The following is a 17,971-nucleotide window of genomic DNA, read 5'->3' as shown; positions in this document are numbered from 1 at the left end:
GCTTTCCTCGGCCTCTACCCATCAGTACATTGACGCCATGTCCAACAAGCCCGGGCCCACCCCCGCCGAACACATACCGCTCAAGGCGCGCAAGGTGTCCTTCTCCTGGGAGGGCACCCCGCTCCACTGGGTGCCGGGGGATCCGTTCACCTCGCACACCATCAACGTGCTGCATCTGCTGCTGCCCGCCGGTGAGCGGTGGTTCGTGCACGTGTACAAGCAGGTGCTGCCGTACATCCGGGACGAGCGGCTGCGTGCGGACGTCATCGGGTTCGTCGGGCAGGAGGCCATGCACTCCCAGGCCCACGACGAGGTCCTCCCGCATCTGCGGGAGTCGGGACTCGACCCGACGCCCTACACCGCCCAGGTCGACTGGCTCTTCGAGAAGGTGCTCGGCGACCGGTTCCTCCTGCCGGGCCGCCGGGCGCGCAGATGGTGGCTCATGGAACGGGTCGCCGTCATCGCCGCCATCGAGCACTACACGGCGTTCCTCGGCGACTGGATACTCAACGCGTCGGAGCTGGACCGGCGCGGTGCCGATCCGACCATGCTGGACCTGCTGCGCTGGCACGGCGCCGAGGAGGTCGAGCACCGGTCGGTCGCCTTCGACCTGTTCACACACGTGGACGGGGGCTACCGGAGGCGGGTGCGGACCTGGCTGACCGGGCTGCTGGTGATGTTCTTCCTGTGGCAGCGCGGGGTGCGCTTCTTCATGGCGAACGACCCGGCCCCAGGCCTTCGCAAGCCGACCTTCCGGGGCTTCTACGTACGCGGGAAGCGGGGTCTGCTGCCGTCGACGCGGGCCATGGCGAGATCGGTGCCGCGCTATCTCGCCCGCGACTACCACCCCTCCCAAGAGGGCTCCACCGAGCAGGCCGTCGCCTATCTGGCCTCCTCCCCCGCCGCCGTCGCCGCCGACAGAGGTGCCGCCTGATGCCCCGGCCGCTGACTCTCGCGCTCACCGCCGGGGTCGCGCTGCTCGCCCGGCGGGCCGTCCGGCGCCGGGTCGAGGCCGCGCCGCTGTGGCCGTTGCCCGCGCTGGCGGAGCCGGTCTCCGGGCGGCCCCGCTCACGGGCCCTGCGGCTGACGGTCGCCGCGCACGAGACGGTCGCCGACGGCGTCGTACAACTACGCCTGGAGGGAAGGGAGTTGCCAGCGTGGGCGCCGGGGGCGCATCTCGATCTGGCGCTGCCGTCGGGGCTCGTTCGGCAGTACTCGCTGTGCGGGGACCCGGCGGACACCTCGGCGTACACCGTCGCCACGCGGCTGGTGCCGGACGGGCGCGGAGGCTCGCGCGAGGTGCACGAGGGGTTGCGCGCGGGCATGACGGTCGAGGTGCGCGGCCCGCGCAACCGCTTCCCGCTCACCCCCGCACCGGCGTACGTCTTCGTGGCCGGCGGTATCGGGATCACCCCGATCCTGCCGATGCTGCGTGCGGTGCATGCCCGACCCGGCCTGGAATGGCGGCTGCTGTACGGGGGTCGCAGCCGCGCCTCGATGCCGTACCTCGCCGAGATCGAGAAGCTGGCCGCGGACTCCGGGGCGGGACGTGTCACCGTCGTCGCCGAGGACGAGGACGGGCTGCCCGACCTCGACGCGCTGTTCGCGGGCGTGGCGGCGGAACTGCCCGAGGGAACCGCCGTCTACTGCTGTGGTCCCGAGGCGTTGAGCGCGGCGGTCGAGTCCCGGATTCCCGAGGGCACCGTGCTGCGTCTGGAGCGCTTCGGCCCGCGTACGCCGACCGGGGGCGACCAGTCCTTCGAGGTCGAACTGCGGCGCAGCGGGCGGACGTTGACGGTGACAGCCGACTCGACCGTGCTGGCCGCCGTACGGGAGGAACTGCCGGACACCGCGTACTCGTGCGAGCAGGGGTTCTGCGGGACCTGCCAACAGCGCGTGCTGGGAGGGGAAGTGGACCATCGTGACGAGCTGCTGACCGATGCCGAGCGGGCGGACTCGATGCTGATCTGTGTGTCGCGGGCACGACGGGGTCCACTTGTGCTGGATTTGTGAACATCCTCGGTCGGACCCGTCCGTTGCGGCCCGTATCCGATCGGTAAGGTGTTCGCATGACAACCGGGGTTCGCCGCAGAATGGGAGTCGAGGAACGCCGGCAGCAGTTGATCGGCGTCGCCCTCGAACTGTTCAGCCGCCGCTCGCCCGACGAGGTCTCCATCGATGAGATCGCGTCGGCCGCGGGTATCTCGCGCCCACTGGTCTACCACTACTTCCCGGGCAAACTCAGCCTGTACGAGGCCGCGTTGAAGCGGGCGTCGGACGATCTGGCGGGCCGGTTCGTGGAGCCGCACGAGGGTCCGCTGGGGGCGCGGCTGCTGCGGGTGATGCGCCGCTTCTTCGACTTCGTCGACGAACACGGGCCCGGTTTCGCGGCGTTGATGCGCGGTGGCCCGGCGGTGTCCGCGGACGAGGTGCGTTCGGGCAGCTCGTCGGCGACGAACGCGCTCATCGACGCCGTACGGCAGGCCGCGTACGTCCAGATACTGTCGCATCTGGACCTGACCCTCGAAGAGGCGCCCGCCCGGCTGGAGTTGGTCATCCGGACGTGGATATCGCTCGTCGAGTCGACCGCGCTGATCTGGCTGGACGGACGGCGGGTGCCACGAGCCGAGCTGGAGGCGCAGCTCGTGCACGACTTCGCGGCGCTGGCCGCCGTGAGCGCCGCCTACGACGAGGAGATGGCCGCGCTGCTGCGCCGGATGCTCAAACAGGAGCCCACCGACGGGCCGTTCAGCGACCTGGTCGCACGGCTCATCTCACTCGCGTCCTAGGCGGAGCCGTCGGGCACTCGGGCTCAGTTGTCGAACTTCCGGTAGGAGTCGTCGAGTTCGCGGACCTCGACCGAGGCGTGCAGGGCGAGTCCCTCGACGGGCTTCACATGGGTGCGCACCAACTCCAGTACGGCTTCCGTCAGTTGGTTCTTCGTCTCCACCGAGCGGCCGGTGAGCATGCCGATCCAGACGTGCACGATCGCGTGACCGTCACTGTCCGCGCCGACCGTGGCGTCCTCGGTGCGGCGGAACTGCGTCTTGCACGCCTCGGGCTTCGCCTTCGCCGTGGCGACGACCTCCTCGTGCAGCGCGAGAGCGAACGCGCGCCGGTCGAAGGCCTCGGTCAGCGGACTCGAGTAGTCGACGGTGATCTGCGGCATGGATCAAACCCCTGTTCTGGTGACGCGGTGACGGCACGGCCTGCCTCACCCTAACCGGCGGCCGGTCGTCCCTGGTCAGCGAGGCGCAGCGCCAGCATCGCGATGTCGTCCTCCCGGTCGTGGCCGAAGGAGACCAGCAGCGTGTCGCACAGGGCGTCCAGGCCCGGCAGCGCGCCGGAGGCTGCCGCGCGCAGGTGTTCCAGGGAGTCCGCGAGGTCGATGCCCCGGGTCTCGATCAGACCGTCGGTGATCATGAGGAGCCGGTCGGTGGGTTCGAGGAACAGCTCGGTGGGCGGCGGATGGGCGAGGCCCACTCCGAGCAGCGGGCCCGCGGCCTTGGCGTAGTCGGCGTTGTTGGTGTCGCGGATGATCAGCGGCGGGATGTGACCCGCGTTGGCGATCAGTGTGCGCCCGTTGCCCGGGTCGACGTGGACCAGGCACACGGTGGCCGTGACCTCGGGGTGGTAGCGCTGCAGCATCCGGTCGAGGCGCTCGGCGAGCACGGACGGGTCGCTCTCCTCGACGCAGTAGGCACGCAGCGCGTGCCGGATCTCGACCATGACGGTGGCCGCTTCGAGCGAGTGCCCGACGACGTCGCCGACCGCGGTGAGCACGCCGTCGCCGGTGCGCAGGGCGGCGTAGAAGTCGCCGCCGATCTCGGCGTCCCGGGACGCGGGCACGTACCGGACCACGACGTCGATGCCGGGCAGTTCGGGCAGCCGGTCGGGGCGGGGCAGGAAGCTGTGCTGGAGGGTGAGGGCGACATGCCGCTCGACCTGGTACATGAGGAGCGGCTCGGCGGCGAGCACGGTGGCCTGCGCGAGCCGGGCCACCAGGGACTCGTTCTCGGGGCTCACCCTGCGCAGGCCACGGGTGGGCGCGGCCAGGCACACCGAGGCCCTGCCGTCCTGGGTGGGGATCAGCACGAGGCGGGCGTCGTGCTCCACGCCCGGCCGGAAGAACCCGGCGGGCCACAGCGGCGACGGCACCGTGGTGATCCGCACTCCGCTGTGCCCCCGGGTGAGTCTTCGGAGCAGTGCCGCCACGACGCGGTGGGCGCTCTCGTCGGGCATGGCGAGCGAGGTGCGGTCGCGGGAGGTGGCGCGGTACAGCTCGTCGTCGGGGCCCAGGAAGAACACGGCGGCGGGCGAGCCGGTGAGCCGCGCGGCGCCCTCGGCGGCGGCGTCGGCGAGTTCCTGCAGGGAGCGCGCGGCCTGGATGGTGAAGATCGTCTCCGACAGCCGGGTCAGCCGCCGCGCCAGCGCCTGGTCGTCGGCCCGCAGCCGGGCGGCGCGCACCGCGGCCCGTAGTACCGCGTCGATCTCCCCGGGCCCGGCGGGCAGCGTCAGAAACGCCTCCCCGCCCGCGTCCAGCCCGTCTCGGCGGTCGCCCGGGGACCCGGAGGAGGCCGAGAAGTGCACGACGGGCAGACCGGCCATGTGCGGCCGGGTCTTGAGCCGGCGGCACAGGTCGACACCGCTCATGTCGGGCAGGTTCACGTCGATGAGGGCCACGTCGGGAAGTGTCCCCTTGCGGAGCCGTACATCGAGTTCGTCGAGCGCCTCCCTGCCACTGGCGACCGCCACGACCTGGTAACCGGCGCGGCGGAGCAGCGCGCTCAGCGTGTACCGGCCGGACGCGGTGTCGTCCACGATCAGCACGGTGGTGTCCGCTGTGTCGGTCCACTTGCCGTTGCCGTCCATCTGGCCGCCCTTGGACACACCGGTGGGGCAGACCGGGTCCGGGTCTGCCCCATCACGATATGCCCTTCTCAGGAGGTACGGGAGAATACGGCGACGGTTCTCCCAGGAACGGCGAACGTGCCCGATTCCCGTTCGTACGCGGCCGACTTGACGACGGTGTCCGCTCCCGCCCGCAGCACGGGGTGCAGCACGTACGAGGTCCCGGCCAACGAGCCGATCCGCTGCTCACGACGCTCGGGCGTCGCGTTGAACACGACGACGAGGTCGCCGAGTTCCATGGTGATCACGCCGGGTGTCTCGTCCTTGCCGGACAGCGGGAAGAAGAGCTTCGACCGCACCTGTCCGGCCGTGTCGAGGGAGAAGTCGGGCTCCGTCGTACGGATTCTCAGCAGGTCGCGGTACGCGGCGGACGCGCCCTGGATCCGCCGGCAGTCGGCCTTGACGTTCCCGGCGCCCAACAGAGGCTTGGCATAGGGCCACTTGGCGGCGTTGTCGGCCGCCATGGGCAGTCCGCGTCCGAAGCCGTTGCCGTCCGCGCAGTTCCAGTGGATGGCGTTGAACCAATCGCCGCTGTCATAGGAGTTGCGGTCGAGCGACTTGGAGCGAAGCAGGTCGCTGCCCGCCTGGGAGAGGGCCGGGCCCTGCGAGAGGGTGGCCGTCGCCATGGCGAGGACCTGCATCCGGGCCCGGTCGGCGGCGCTCGTCGTGGCGGGCAGCTTGAAGGCGAGCGCGTCGAACAGTGACTCGTTGTCGTGCGCGTCGGTGTAGGCGAGGGCGTCGCCGGGTGCGTCGGCGTAACCGGCGGGTTGGCCGTTGTAGTCGATCTGGGCGCCGGAGACCTCCTCGCCGTCGGTGTCGGTGAAGCGGTAGGCGGCGAGGTTGCCGGTCAGGCCCACCTTGATCAGGTCCTGGTAGTGCAGGAGGCGGGCCTTCTGCTGCGCCGAGGTTCCGTTGCCGGTCGAGGAGTTGGGGTCGGTGTACAGCCCGGACGCGAAGCCCTGGACTCCCGGGTCCTCGTCGAAGGGGCCGCCGCCACGCACGGCGTCGCGGGCCCGGTCGGAGAAGGTCGCGATGCCCGTCCCCGCCATGTTCTTCTGTGTGGCCTGCACGAACCGGGCGTCGTCGGCGACCTCACCGAAGTTCCAGCCCTCGCCGTACAGGATGATCTTCCTGCCGTCGACGCCGTCCTTCTTGGGGGTGAGCGCGTCGAGTGCCTTCCTGACCGCCAGGATGTTGGCCTTCGGGTGGTGGCCCATCAGGTCGAAGCGGAAGCCGTCGACCTTGTACTCCCGGGCCCAGGTGACGATCGAGTCGACGACGAGCCTGCCCATCATGGTGTTCTCGGGCGCGGTGTTGGCGCAACAGGTGGAGTTGGCGACCGAGCCGTCCGCGAGGAGGCGCTGATAGTAGCCCGGGACCACCTTGTCGAGGACGCTCGTCTTCGCCTGGCCGGCGGCGGGGGTGTGGTTGTAGACGACGTCCATCACGACCCGCAGCCCGTCGCTGTTGAGCGACTTCACCATCTGCCGGAACTCGACCGTACGCCGCGTGCCGTCCGGGTCGCTCGCGTAGGAGCCCTCCGGAACGGTGTAGTGGTACGGGTCGTAACCCCAGTTGTACGCGTCCTTCGCGGCGATCCTCGCGACGCACGCCTGCTGCTGGTCGGAGTCGGCGGCGTAGGAGGACAGGTCGCAGTCGACCACCGCCTGGTCCGCCTTCTTCTCGGGGATGGTCGCGATGTCGAAGACGGGCAGGAGGTGGACGTAGGAGGTGCCGGCCTTCGCCAGCTCACGGAGGTGCTTGGAGCCGTCGCTGTCCTTGTCGGTGAAGGCGAGGTAGGTGCCCTTGTCCTTGACGGGCACGGTGTCGTCGGCGACCGAGAAGTCCCGGACGTGCAGTTCCTGGATCTGGGCGTCGTGGAGGGGTACGGCTCTGGGCTTGCGGTACGAGGTCCAGCCGCTCGGCGCCAGGGACTTGTCGTCCAGGTCGACGACGAGGCTGCGCTCGGAGTCGGTGGTCAGGGCGACGGAGTACGGGTCGGTGACGTGGTTGGTGACGACCTTGGCGACGCTCGGCGCCCAGACCTTCACGACGTACCGATAGGGCTTGTTCTTCCAGGACTTGGAGCCGGTGACGGACCAGACACCGGTGGTGTCGTCGCGCTTCATGGCGACCGTGGAGCCGTCGAGGTCGAGCTTCACCGACTGCGCGGTGGGCGCCCAGACGGCGAGTGTCGGACGGCCCTTACTGAACGTCGGCCCGAGGTCGGCATGCGCTGCGGCGGTGCCGTACACGTCGTCGAGTACGCCGGCGAGCTGGACGCCCGTCGCCGTCAGCACCGCTCCGTTCGCGGCCCGTTGGGAGGCGACGAGCTGGCCTCGCAGGGCCTCGTGGACCCGGTCGCGGTCACGGGGGTCGACCGTCCAGGCGGTGTACGCGGCCAGGTGCGGGAACCTGGCCTTCTGGGCGTCGGTGAGGGCGGACCTGGAGAGGCGGAGCCAGCGTTCGTCGGTGCTGGTGAGGGTGCCGTCGGTCGCGGTGATCGAGCCGGTGCTGGAGTAGAGCAACTGGGTGGAGGCGGCGGTGTCGTTGCCGTTCCAGGCGACGGTGTTCCGGTCGATCCAGATCGCCTTGGAGGTGGTCAGGTCGAGGGCGGCCGAGCTTCCTGCGGGCTGTGGGAGGAGGTACTTCTCCTGGCCGTTCAGGAGCCAGACCTCGTGGCCGTTGGCCTTGAGGTCGAGGGCCTGGTCGGTGGAGAGGTCCTTCTCGTCGCCCTTGTGGATGATGTAACTGAGGCTGGTGGCACCGGCGTTGAGCGGGACCTCGTAGACAGCGCCGTACGTGTCGGTGCGGACCGGCTCCAGGGGCTTCGCCCAGTCGGTGGGGTCGGCGGCGCCGGACCAGACGTGGAGGCCCCAGCCGTCATAGTCGCCGTCGGCGCGGTGGTAGTGGAGGACGGCCTTGGTGGTGTCCTGCGCCGGGTAGTCGGGCTTTTCGGTGAGTACGGCTTCCTTGCCCTGCTCGACCCAGATCTCGCCGGTCTTCGTGACGTCGATCGTGCGGTCGGCGGCGACGTCCTTGTTGCCGTCCTTGTCGATGACGAGGTAACTGACGCTGGACGCACCGGGCTTGAGCTTGACGTAGGCGAAGGCGCCGTACGCGTCACGGCCGATGAAGTCGTGGCCGGCCGGCCAGGTGGTGCCCTCGCCGTCGGCGATGTCGCCCCAGGCGTAGAGGCGCCAGTCGGTGTAGTCGCCGTCCGCGCGCTTGTAGTGGACGATCGCGTAGTCGCGCGAGGAGGCGGTGGGGACCTCGGGGGCGGGTGGGGTGCCTGTGGTGGAGGTCGCCGTGGTGCTTGTCGTGCGCCCGGTGCTGTCGACCACAACTGCCTTGTAGCGCAGGGTGGTTCCGGGGGCAATGTCCTCGGCGAGGGTCTGGGTCACGCGGTAGGGGGCGTGGTCGGCGGAGCCGAGGGTCTGCCACTTGCCGGTGCCGACCCGGGCGGCGAAGACGACGCGGTTGAGCTGGTTGCCGCCGTTGACGTCGGCGGTGATGTTCACCGTGCCGGTGGCGCCGGGGGTCGGGGCGGTGAGGGTGAGGGTGGGCCTGGTGGTGGGGGCGGGGAGCTTGGTGGCGGCCTTGAGGACGATGGCGGTGCCGGGCGGGACTGTGAGGGTGAGCCTGCGGTCGGTGGCGCTGGTCGCCTTGGCGTTGGTGCCGTAGATGCCCTTGAAGGCCGTGTTGGCGGAGCCGGTCGGGAAGGTGGCCGACCTGGGCCCGGTCGCGTTGTTGAAGGCGACGACGTACTCGGTGCCGGTCCTGGCGTCGGTGCGGGAGAAGGCGTAGACGCCGGGGCCGTCGGCCGCGTAACGCGCGGTCTGGACGCCGTCGGCGAGGGCGGGGTTGGCCTTGCGCAGGGCTGCGAGAGCGCTGATCTGCCGGTAGAGCGGTGCTCTCGTGTCGTAGGCGTCGCTGGCGTGGGTGCGGTCGGTGCCGAGTTCGTCGTCGTCGAGGTAGTCGATGACCTTCGAGGCGAACATGGTCTGGCGGGCGTCCTTGTCGCCGCCCGCGCCGGTGAAGCCCTGCTCGTCGCCGTAGTAGACGACCGGGTTGCCCCGGCTGAGGAACATCAGCTCGTTGGCGAGCTTGTCCTTGGCGAGGAGTTCGGCGTCGGTGGCGGTCGGGTCGTCCTGCTTGAGGAAGTAGCCGATCCGGCCCATGTCGTGGTTGCCGAGGAAGGTGACCTGCTCGTAGGCGTTGGCCTTGTCGGTCGTGTACTTGTAGTCGTCGCCGAAGACCGAGGAGAGCCGCTGGGCGCTGCCGCCCTGGGAGGTGTAGGCGCGGGCCGCGTCCTGGAAGGGGAAGTCGAGCGTCGAGTCGAGGCGGCCCTGGGTGACGTACGGGGAGGTCACGGAGGTGTCGGCGGAGTAGACCTCGCCGAACATGAAGAAGTCGTCGCGGCCGTGGCGGGCCGCGTACCTGTCCAGTGCCGTGGCCCACTGGGTCCAGAACTCCATGTCGACGTGCTTCACGGTGTCGATCCGGAAGCCGTCGATGTCGAAGTCCCGCACCCACTTCTCGTAGATCTTCTCCATGCCGGAGACGACCTCGGGGCGCTCGGTCCACAGGTCGTCGAGGCCGACGAAGTCGCCGTAGGTGGCGGACTCGCCGGCCCAGGTGGAGTCGCCCCGGTTGTGGTACATCGTCGGGTCGTTGAGCCAGGACGGGACCTTGGTGGTCTTCTTCGCGGAGGGGATGGTGGGGGTGTACGGGAAGGAGTCCCGGTCGACCTTCGGAAAGTTCTTGGTGCCGTCCGCGTAGTCGGCGTCGTCGAAGGGCTTGCCGTCCTTGGTCAGGTACGGGAAGGCACCCTTGGAGAGGTAGCCGTAGGACTTCTGCTCGTAGTCGACGACGTCGGCGGTGTGGTTGGTGATGACGTCGAAGAACACCTTCATGCCCTTGGTGTGGGCCTTGGAGATGAGGGTTTCGAGGTCCTTGTTCGTGCCGAAGTGCGGGTCGACCTGGGTGAAGTCGGTAATCCAGTAGCCGTGGTAACCGGCGGAGGCGTCCGGCCCGGTCCCCTGCACAGGGGCGTTCTTGAAGATCGGGGCGAGCCAGATGGCGGTGGTGCCGAGGCCCTTGATGTAGTCGAGCCTGTTGGTCAGGCCCTTGAGGTCGCCGCCCTGGTAGAAGCCCTTGTCGGTGGGGTCGTAGCCGGTGGCGAGGCGTGAACCGGTGAGTCCGCCGCGGTCGTTGGCGTGGCTGCCGTTGGCGAAACGGTCCGGGAGGACGAAGTAGAACTGCTCGCGGGTGGCGTCGTGCCGGGCCGGTTCGGCGGCGAGCCTGCTGTCGGACGGCGGCGGGGCCGGGGCCGGGGTGTTCGCCCCGGCGGCGGCCGGCGGCTGGACGAGCGCTGCGGCCAACGCGGTCACCACGGTGACCACAGCGACCCGGCCTGCACGGGTAGTTCGGCGCCTCGGCGCCGACCATCTCGGTATCACGGACGTGGACTCCTTGCGATCGCGGCTCTTGCGGGTCCGACCCCGCGCGACCGTATCGCCGAGGAAACACTTACAGCAAGAGTCCTGAAACCACTGGCAAGAACTTTCAGCAGCTCGTCTTGCCCGTGTAGATCGCCAGGGCCGTGTTCGCGCCCAGCGTCGCGGTGAACTGACCGCTCGAGTTCACGGTCACCGACGTGTTGTTCTGCACGTTGCAGTACGTCCCTGCCGCGAGGGAGGTCTGGTAGGTCCGGCTCAGACTGCTCGACTCGTGGTTGATGGCGACGAAGCCCTTGGCTCCCCGGCCGAAGGCGATGGCGTCGCCCCCGTTGTCCCACCAGTTGGTGACGGACTCACCGCGGGTCGCGTTGCGGAAGGCGACCATGCGCAGGATCTCCGGCCAGGCGTGCTGGCACTTCCAGCCGTCCTGCCAACAGGCGTTGACCGCACCCCCGTTGGGCGGCCCGGCGTCCGTGTCGGAGAACTCGTAGCCGGAGTTGATGTCCGGAGCGCCGTACGGGTAGGCCAGCATGAAGACGTTGGCGAGGGTGTAGTTGGCGTTGTCCTTGTAGCTGAGCGTGGATCCGTTGCGCTCGGTGTCGTGGTTGTCGACGAAGACACCGGCGACCGAGCTGCTCATGTACCCCCAGCCCTCGCCGTAGTTCTTCAGGTAGGCGAGGTTCTCGTTGTTGAAGACCCGCTTGAGGTCGTAGGCGTAACGGAACTCCTGGACATCCCCGTTGCCCGTGTACTCGGTGGGCTGGACGGCTTCCCCGGCACCGTAGATGGCCTCCTGCTTCCAGTACACGGAGGTGTTGGAGAGCCGTGACTTGATGTTGGCCAGGTCGGTGGCCGGGATGTGCTTGGCCGCGTCGATCCGGAAGCCGTCGACGCCGTAGCCGAGCAGGGAGTTCATGTACCCGGCGATGGTGGCGCGGACGTACTCCTCGCCGGTGTCCAGGTCGGCGAGCTGTACGAGCTCGCAGTTCTGGACGTTGGCGCGGTTGGTGTAGTCGCTGATGGTGGCCGTGCAGTCGTCGAAGTCGTAGGAGGAGTACAGGCCGGGGTAGTTGTACTTCGTGTACGACGAACCGCCGGTGCCGGTGCCCGAGCCTGCCGACATGTGGTTGATGACGGTGTCGACGACGACCTTTACGCCGGCCGCGTGACACGTGTCGATCATGCCCTTGAAGGCGGTGGCGTCGCCGAGGCGACCGGCGATCCGGTAACTGACGGGCTGGTACGAGGTCCACCACTGCGAGCCCTGTATGTGCTCGGCGGGCGGGGAGACCTGAACGAAGCCGTAGCCGGCGGGGCCGAGGGTGTTGGTGCACTCCCTGGCCACCGAGGCGAAGTTCCACTCGAAGAGGACGGCGGTGACGTCCTTGGTGCCGGGCGGGGAGGCGTAGGCGGCGCCGGTCGGAACGGCGAGCGCGATGGACGCGCCGGCGGCGAGTGCGAGCGCGCCGGAGAGGGTTCTGCTGGCCATGTGTCGGGTCCTTCTCCGTTGAAGGTCCTGGCAAGATCCCTTGCTGGTTCTTGCTGCAAGATGGCTGAAATATTTCAGTCGAGCAGAAGGTACGAGCGCGCTTGACGGACGGTCAACCCTTTGGACACTCCCTCTTCACGTACGCGAAATCTCTTCACAGGGAGGGCTGACGGAGTCGGGTGGGATTCGGTCGTTCTGGCATGAACGCATCGGGCCCGTCGCCCGTACTCTGTACCCCGATCGGGGGCGAGCCGCGAGCACCGCGGCCAGGGGGACGAGAGGCGACCATGACAGCGACGGGCAGCTCGGTGCGCAGAGGCACCATGCATCCGGTGGACGCGGCGCGTTGGGTGATGTGGACGTTCGTCCTCGTCAATGTGGTGATCATCGAGGCGTTGTTCGTCAGCGCCGGGTCGGGCAAGAACAGTGTGCTGACGGTCGCCAAGTTCTTCGGACTGCACGCGGCCCTGCTGATGCTGTTCCAACTGCTGCTGGTGGCAAGGCTGCCGTGGCTGGACCGCCGTTTCGGGATGGACCGGCTCACGGTGTGGCACCGCTGGGTCGGCTTCTCCCTGCTGTGGACCGTCCTCACCCACGCCACGCTGGTGGTGCTCGGCTACGCGACGCTCAGCGACACGTCCATGGGCAGCACGTTCGTCGCCCTCAGCGGGGTGCCGGCCTCCCTGCTGGGCATGCTCGCCGCGGCCGTCGTCCTCGTCATCGGCGTGATATCCACCCGGTCCGTCCGGCGGCGACTGCGGTACGAGGTCTGGCACGGGCTGCATCTGCTGCTGTACGTGGCCCTCGGCCTCGCGTTCGTCCACCAGCTGCGGGAGACCACGACCTTCACGTCCTCCGCGTTCGCCGAGGCCTACTGGTGGATCCTGTGGCTGTTCTCCTTCGGTGCCCTGGTGACCGGGCGGATCGCCCTGCCGCTGTGGCGCAACGCCCGCCACCGGTTCCGGGTCACGGCGGTGGTTCCGGAGTCGGACAACGTGGTCTCCGTGTACGTCACCGGCCGGAACCTCGACAAACTCCCCGCCCGTGCGGGCCAGTTCTGCATCTGGCGGTTCCCCGGGCACAACAACTGGTGGCTGGCCAACCCCTTCTCCCTGTCGGCTGCGCCCGACGGCCAGGGACTGCGCCTCACCGCGAAGGCGGTCGGCACCACCAGCGCCGGCCTGCGCGACGTCCCGGTGGGCAGCCGCGCCTTCGTCGAGGGGCCGTACGGGGCGTTCACCTCACTGCACCGGACCCGGCCGGGCGCCCTGCTGATCGCCGGGGGCGTCGGCATCACGCCCGTGCGGGCGATGCTGGAGGAGCAGGGCAACGGTGACGTCGTCGTCCTGTACCGCGTCCGCAGCGAGGCCGACGCCGTCCTGCTGAACGAGATTCGCCGACTGATCGCGCTCCGGGGCGGCCGGCTCCACCTGCTCACCGGCAGGACCACCGAGGGCGCCCCGCCGTTCGGCGCGGAGAGCCTGCGCCGGCTGGTCCCCGACGTCACCGAACGCGACGTGTACGTCTGCGGGCCGGCCGCCATGACCGCCGCCGTGCTGTCCGGCCTACGAGAACTCCGGGTGCCCGCGCGTCAGGTGCACTCGGAACGGTTCGGGCTGGCCTGACCGGCGGTCCGGGGCGGCGAAGTAAGTACTCGGACGGAACTGAGTACTTGCGCTCTGTTCGGCCAGGAGGCGAACGGAGACGCTTCGGGCATGGGAAGACAACTACCGAAGACCGTCCGCCACTTGCTGCCGATCCTCGCGCTTGCCGGGGTGGCCCTGGCGGCGTGGGCCGCCTGGCTGGGCTGGGATCAACAGCGTGACGTGCATTCCGACGGCTCGACGACCGGTCCGTACGAGGCATGGCAGGTGATCGGGCTGGTGCTGACCCTGCTGGGGCCGGTGTACTGGGCCGCGTCCCGGCGCCACACCCGCGGCGCCGTTCTCGGCACCTCGGCCGGTCTGACCGTGGCCGCCTACGTCGACTGGTCGGACGACGCCAGCGGCCTCTTCGTGATCGGCGTGGGGATGGTCATGATGGGGAGCCTCGCCGTGACCACCGCCGTGAGCGCTGTGATCGCCTCCTTGAAGCAGGCGGGTCCCACGACTCTCGCCACCGAGTAGCGCCCGCCTCCCCGAACTGGGCGACGGGCACTACGAGTTCGGCCCTCCCCACCCGCGCGAGGGCGACCTTGCGGGACTTGTCAGCCGGTCGTCCACCACACCGTCGTGTCCGCCGGCAGCTTCGCCTCGTCGTCCGCCACCGTCACCTCGGCGCTGGCCACCAGGATCTCGCCGTACGCGCGGATCGTGACCGCCTCGCCGCTCGTGTTCGCCACACACACGAACTCGCCGCGCCTGAAGGCGAGTACGCCCTGCGGAGCCCTCAGCCACTCGACGGAGTCGCCCGCGCCGAGGTCGGGGTGCGTGCGGCGGGCGGCCAGCGCGGCGCGGTACAGCTCCAGGGTCGAGCCGGGTGTGCCGGTCTGCGCCTCGACGCTCAGCTCGGCCCACTCGGCGGGCTGCGGGAGCCAGGAGCCACCGTCGCCGAAGCCGTACGAGGTGCCCTCGCGGGTCCACGGGATGGGGACCCGGCAGCCGTCGCGGAAGCCGTCCTGGCCCGCGCCCCGGAAGTACGCGGGGTCCTGGCGGACCTCGTCGGAGAGGTCGACGACGTCCGGGAGGCCCAGCTCCTCACCCTGGTAGACGTACGCCGAGCCGGGCAGCGCCAGCATGAGCAGGGTGGCAGCTCGGGCCCTGCGCAGGCCCAGGGCGCGGTCTCCGGCGAGGCGGATCTGGGTGCCGAGGCCGGGCTCGTTGGCGAAGCGGGTGGCATGGCGCGTGACGTCGTGGTTGGACAGCACCCAGGTCGCGGGGGCGCCGACCGGGCGCATGGCGTCCAGGGTGCGGTCGATGACCGTCTTCAGCTCCGCCGCGTCCCAATAGGTGGCCAGGTACTGGAAGTTGAAGGCCTGGTGGAGTTCGTCCGGGCGGACGTAGTTCGCGGTCCGCTCGATCGTCGGGGTCCACGCCTCCGCCACGAAGATGCGCTCGCCCGCGTACTCGTCGAGGATCGTGCGCCACTGCCGGTAGATCGCGTGTACGCCGTCCTGGTCGAAGAACGGCATGACATCGTTGCCCAGCAGCTTGACCTGGTCGTGGGTTCCCAGGTCCGGGAGACCCTCCGCCTTCACCAGGCCGTGTGCCACGTCGACGCGGAACCCGTCGACTCCCATGTCGAGCCAGAACCGCAGGACCGAGCGGAACTCGTCCCCGACGGCCGGGTGTTCCCAGTTGAAGTCGGGCTGCTCGGGCGCGAAGAGGTGCAGGTACCAGGCGCCGGGCGTGCCGTCGGGCTCCGTGACCCGGGTCCACGCCGGTCCGCCGAAGACGGACTCCCAGTCGTTGGGCGGGAGTTCACCGCTCTCGCCCTTGCCGGGGCGGAAGTGGTAGCGGTCCCGGAGCGATGAGCCGGGGCCCTCGCGCAGCGCCCGCTTGAACCACTCGTGCTGGTCGGAGGAGTGGTTGGGGACCAGGTCGACAATGATCCTGAGGTCCAGTTCGTGGGCCTCGCGGATCAGCGCGTCGGCGTCCAGGAGGTTGCCGAACATGGGGTCCACGGCCCGGTAGTCGGCGACGTCGTAGCCGGCGTCGGCCTGCGGGGAGGCGTAGAACGGGCTGAGCCACACGGCGTCGACGCCCAGGTCACGCAGATACGGCAGCCGGGTTCGTACGCCCTCCAGGTCGCCCATGCCGTCGCCGTTGCTGTCGGCGAAGCTGCGGGGGTAGACCTGGTAGATGACCGCGTCGCGCCACCAGTCCCTGCTGGCGGCGACGGCGGTCGTCGTCGTGACGGTGGAGGTTTCGGCCGGGGCTGCGGAGTGCTGGCTCATAACGTCCTTGATACGTAACGGAGTTCGGGTCATGGGCTGTCTGGGAGTGTGAATGGCTGCGGGTTCGTTGTGGCTGGTCGCGCAGTTCCCCGCGCCCCTGAAGGGCGGCCCGCGGTGTCAGCGGGGTCGGATGGACACCGCGGGCCGTCGACCCGCGCGGCGGATGACGCGCGGGAGTTCACCGGACCTGGGTCAGCCCTTCGTGCCGCCGGCCGTCAGGCCCGCCACCAGGTTCTTCTGGACCAGGTAGAAGAAGGCCGAGACGGGTATCGCGACCAGTACCGCGGTGGCGGCCATCAGGTTGCGCTGCGCGTCGTGCTCGCTGACGAAGCTCTGCAGACCGACCGCGAAGGTGTACTTCGTGTCCGACAGCATGAACGTCGAGGCGAACGCGACCTCGCCGAACGCGGTGATGAAGCTGTAGAACGCGGCGACCGCCAGGCCCGGTTTGGCCAGCGGCAGGATGAGCCGCGCGAAGGTGCCGAAGGGGGTCAGCCCGTCGACGCGTCCCGCCTCGTCGATCTCGAAGGGGATCGTGTCGAAGTATCCCTTGAGCAGCCAGGCGCAGTAGGGCACGGCCGTCGAGCAGTAGACGAGGACCAGTCCGAAATAGTTGTCGATGAGCTGGAGGTCCGACAGGATCTGGTACATCGGCACGATGAGTACGGCGATCGGGAACATCTGGGTGACCAGCAGCACCCACATGAACTTGCGGTAGCCGGGGAAGCGCATCCGCGACACCGCGTACCCGGTGGTCGCCGCGACCATCACCCCGATGACCGTCGTCCCGAGCGAGACGATCAGCGAACTCCTCATCCAGTCGAAGAAGTTGGTGTGCTGGAGGACGAACGAGTAGTTGTCGAACGTCATCTTGTCCCAGATGCCCCCGGGGTGGAGGTAGTCGTCCTTGTCGGGGCCGAGGGACAGATAGAGCAGCCAGGCGATCGGGAAGAGCGCGATCAGGCTCGCGACGGTCAGGATGCCGTGGGAGGCGAGGGCGGCGGTGAGGCCGCGCCTGCCGCGTCGAGGGAGCTTCGGGGCGGCGGCGGGGTCGGCCGGGTCCGGCTTCGCGGACTTCTGGACTGTCATGGCACTCATGGGGGTTGGGACTCCTGCCTCAGATCGCGAGCTGCTGGTCATTGCGGTTCAGCCAGCGGCGGTAGAAGGAGGTGAAGACGACGAGGATGGCCAGCAGCAGCATGCCGTAGGCCGCCGACTGCGCGAAGTCGCGCGGCTGTTGGCCGAAGCCGAGGTAGTAGGCCCAGGTGACGAGGATCTGCGCGTCCGGGGCGGTGTTGCCGAACAGCAGGAAGATGACGGCGAACTGGTTGAACGTCCAGATGACGCCGAGGAGTACGACGGTGGAGCTGACGGAGCGCAGGCCGGGGAGGGTGACGTACCAGAACCTCTGCCAGGCGTTCGCGCCGTCCATGTCCGCCGCCTCGTACAGCGTGGAGTCGATGGACTGGAGGCCGCCGAGCAGCGAGACCATCATGAACGGCACACCGCACCAGGTGTTGACCATGATCGCGGCGAACCGCTGCCAGAAGGTGTCCTCCAGCCACAGCGGTGACGGCAGGTGCACGGCGTCGAGCATCGTGTTGATGATGCCGCCGTCGGCGAGCATGAACCGCCAGCCGAAGACGGTGACGAAGGTGGGCACGGCCCACGGCAGGACCAGGATCAGCCGGTAGAAGGTGCGCCCGCGCAGTTTCTGGTTCAGCAGGAGAGCCAGGCCGAGACCGATGCTGTAGTGCAGGGCCACGCACAGCACGGTCCAGACGATCGTCCAGATGAAGTGCGACCAGAAGCGGTCGTAGGCGGTGTCGCCCCACAGGATGTCGGCGTAGTTGTCGAAGCCGATGAACTTGTAGGTGGCGTCGATGTGGTTGACGCCGATCGTGCGGGCGGAGTTGAGGCTGTTGGCGTCCGTGAGCGTCAGGTAGAGGCCGCGCACGAGCGGGTAGAGCACGAGTCCGCCGAGCACGACGACCACGGGCGCGATCATCGCGTACGCGTACCAGTACTTCTGGTAGGCGTGCTTGAGACGATCGAGCCGTCCGGGGCGCTGCCCGGGCTCGCCCCGGCGTTTGCCGGTCGCGCGGTCGATGGCGACTGTCATGGTTCGACACCTTCTGGAGGATCAGGACCGAGGGGTACGGCACAGTCCGATGACCGCCGGAACCGTCCCCCCGTGTCCTGCTGGGCGGTTCC

12 protein-coding genes are annotated in these 17,971 nt (G+C 69.2%); 5 read left to right on the top strand and 7 right to left on the bottom strand.

What is annotated here, in order from left to right:
* Nucleotides 1–37 precede the first annotated feature (37 nt).
* Genes PV734_RS41450 through PV734_RS41440 form a run of 3 tightly spaced genes read left to right on the top strand, consistent with a single transcriptional unit; the run spans nt 38 to nt 2,789 of the window.
* Complete coding sequence (locus tag PV734_RS41450) at nt 38–934, top strand: metal-dependent hydrolase (protein WP_319096385.1); 897 nt, start codon at nt 38–40, stop codon at nt 932–934.
* Nucleotides 934–2,013, top strand: a complete 1,080-nt coding sequence (locus PV734_RS41445; protein WP_319294582.1) for a PDR/VanB family oxidoreductase — start codon at nt 934–936, stop codon at nt 2,011–2,013. The genes PV734_RS41450 and PV734_RS41445 overlap by 1 nt, the downstream gene beginning before the upstream one ends.
* A gap of 56 nt (nt 2,014–2,069) precedes the next feature.
* Nucleotides 2,070–2,789, top strand: coding sequence for a TetR/AcrR family transcriptional regulator (locus tag PV734_RS41440; protein WP_319294580.1), 720 nt, complete (start codon nt 2,070–2,072; stop codon nt 2,787–2,789).
* Between the two features lie 23 nt (nt 2,790–2,812).
* Here the strand turns inward: PV734_RS41440 and PV734_RS41435 are convergent, their stop codons facing one another.
* The 4 genes from PV734_RS41435 to PV734_RS41420 form a co-directional block, all read right to left on the bottom strand.
* Nucleotides 2,813–3,169, bottom strand: coding sequence for an isomerase (locus PV734_RS41435; protein ID WP_319096381.1), 357 nt, complete (start codon nt 3,167–3,169; stop codon nt 2,813–2,815).
* A gap of 50 nt (nt 3,170–3,219) precedes the next feature.
* The gene (locus PV734_RS41430; protein ID WP_319096380.1) at nt 3,220–4,872 is read right to left on the bottom strand and encodes a fused response regulator/phosphatase; all 1,653 of its coding nucleotides are present in this window, start codon (nt 4,870–4,872) and stop codon (nt 3,220–3,222) included.
* A 68-nt stretch (nt 4,873–4,940) separates the two neighbouring features.
* Entirely contained in the window at nt 4,941–10,373 is a 5,433-nt protein-coding gene (gene pulA, locus PV734_RS41425; RefSeq protein WP_319294578.1) for a pullulanase-type alpha-1,6-glucosidase, read from the bottom strand.
* A gap of 106 nt (nt 10,374–10,479) precedes the next feature.
* Entirely contained in the window at nt 10,480–11,862 is a 1,383-nt protein-coding gene (locus tag PV734_RS41420; protein ID WP_319096377.1) for an alpha-amylase family protein, read from the bottom strand.
* A gap of 287 nt (nt 11,863–12,149) precedes the next feature.
* On the opposite strand from PV734_RS41420, the gene PV734_RS41415 reads away from it, so the two are divergent.
* Together PV734_RS41415 and PV734_RS41410 are read left to right on the top strand one after the other, a co-directional pair.
* A complete protein-coding gene (locus tag PV734_RS41415) occupies nt 12,150–13,487 on the top strand; it encodes a ferric reductase-like transmembrane domain-containing protein (RefSeq protein ID WP_319294576.1) in 1,338 nt (445 codons plus the stop codon).
* 90 nt (nt 13,488–13,577) lie between these two features.
* The gene (locus tag PV734_RS41410; RefSeq protein ID WP_319294574.1) at nt 13,578–13,988 is read left to right on the top strand and encodes a hypothetical protein; all 411 of its coding nucleotides are present in this window, start codon (nt 13,578–13,580) and stop codon (nt 13,986–13,988) included.
* A gap of 80 nt (nt 13,989–14,068) precedes the next feature.
* Here PV734_RS41410 and PV734_RS41405 read toward each other — a convergent pair whose 3' ends face one another.
* The 3 genes from PV734_RS41405 to PV734_RS41395 form a co-directional block, all read right to left on the bottom strand.
* Entirely contained in the window at nt 14,069–15,757 is a 1,689-nt protein-coding gene (locus PV734_RS41405; RefSeq protein WP_319096372.1) for a glycoside hydrolase family 13 protein, read from the bottom strand.
* A gap of 192 nt (nt 15,758–15,949) precedes the next feature.
* Nucleotides 15,950–16,855, bottom strand: coding sequence for a sugar ABC transporter permease (locus PV734_RS41400; RefSeq protein ID WP_319096370.1), 906 nt, complete (start codon nt 16,853–16,855; stop codon nt 15,950–15,952).
* A 19-nt stretch (nt 16,856–16,874) separates the two neighbouring features.
* Nucleotides 16,875–17,879, bottom strand: a complete 1,005-nt coding sequence (locus PV734_RS41395; protein ID WP_319096369.1) for a sugar ABC transporter permease — start codon at nt 17,877–17,879, stop codon at nt 16,875–16,877.
* Nucleotides 17,880–17,971 lie beyond the last annotated feature (92 nt).

Source organism: Streptomyces sp. AK08-02, assembly GCF_033795085.1.
GTDB classification, from domain to species: Bacteria; Actinomycetota; Actinomycetes; order Streptomycetales; family Streptomycetaceae; genus Streptomyces; species Streptomyces echiniscabiei.
This window is presented reverse-complemented; position numbering and strand designations above follow the sequence as displayed.

Bases quoted from the DNA above. Each gene is read 5' to 3' on its own strand.
- PV734_RS41450 (WP_319096385.1), top strand. From the start codon at position 38: ATGTCCAACAAGCCCGGGCCCACCCCCGCCGAACACATACCGCTCAAG.
- PV734_RS41445 (WP_319294582.1), top strand. From the start codon at position 934: ATGCCCCGGCCGCTGACTCTCGCGCTCACCGCCGGGGTCGCGCTGCTC.
- PV734_RS41440 (WP_319294580.1), top strand. From the start codon at position 2,070: ATGACAACCGGGGTTCGCCGCAGAATGGGAGTCGAGGAACGCCGGCAG.
- PV734_RS41435 (WP_319096381.1), bottom strand. From the start codon at position 3,169: ATGCCGCAGATCACCGTCGACTACTCGAGTCCGCTGACCGAGGCCTTC.
- PV734_RS41430 (WP_319096380.1), bottom strand. From the start codon at position 4,872: ATGGACGGCAACGGCAAGTGGACCGACACAGCGGACACCACCGTGCTG.
- PV734_RS41420 (WP_319096377.1), bottom strand. From the start codon at position 11,862: ATGGCCAGCAGAACCCTCTCCGGCGCGCTCGCACTCGCCGCCGGCGCG.
- PV734_RS41415 (WP_319294576.1), top strand. From the start codon at position 12,150: ATGACAGCGACGGGCAGCTCGGTGCGCAGAGGCACCATGCATCCGGTG.
- PV734_RS41410 (WP_319294574.1), top strand. From the start codon at position 13,578: ATGGGAAGACAACTACCGAAGACCGTCCGCCACTTGCTGCCGATCCTC.
- PV734_RS41405 (WP_319096372.1), bottom strand. From the start codon at position 15,757: ATGAGCCAGCACTCCGCAGCCCCGGCCGAAACCTCCACCGTCACGACG.
- PV734_RS41400 (WP_319096370.1), bottom strand. From the start codon at position 16,855: ATGAGTGCCATGACAGTCCAGAAGTCCGCGAAGCCGGACCCGGCCGAC.
- PV734_RS41395 (WP_319096369.1), bottom strand. From the start codon at position 17,879: ATGACAGTCGCCATCGACCGCGCGACCGGCAAACGCCGGGGCGAGCCC.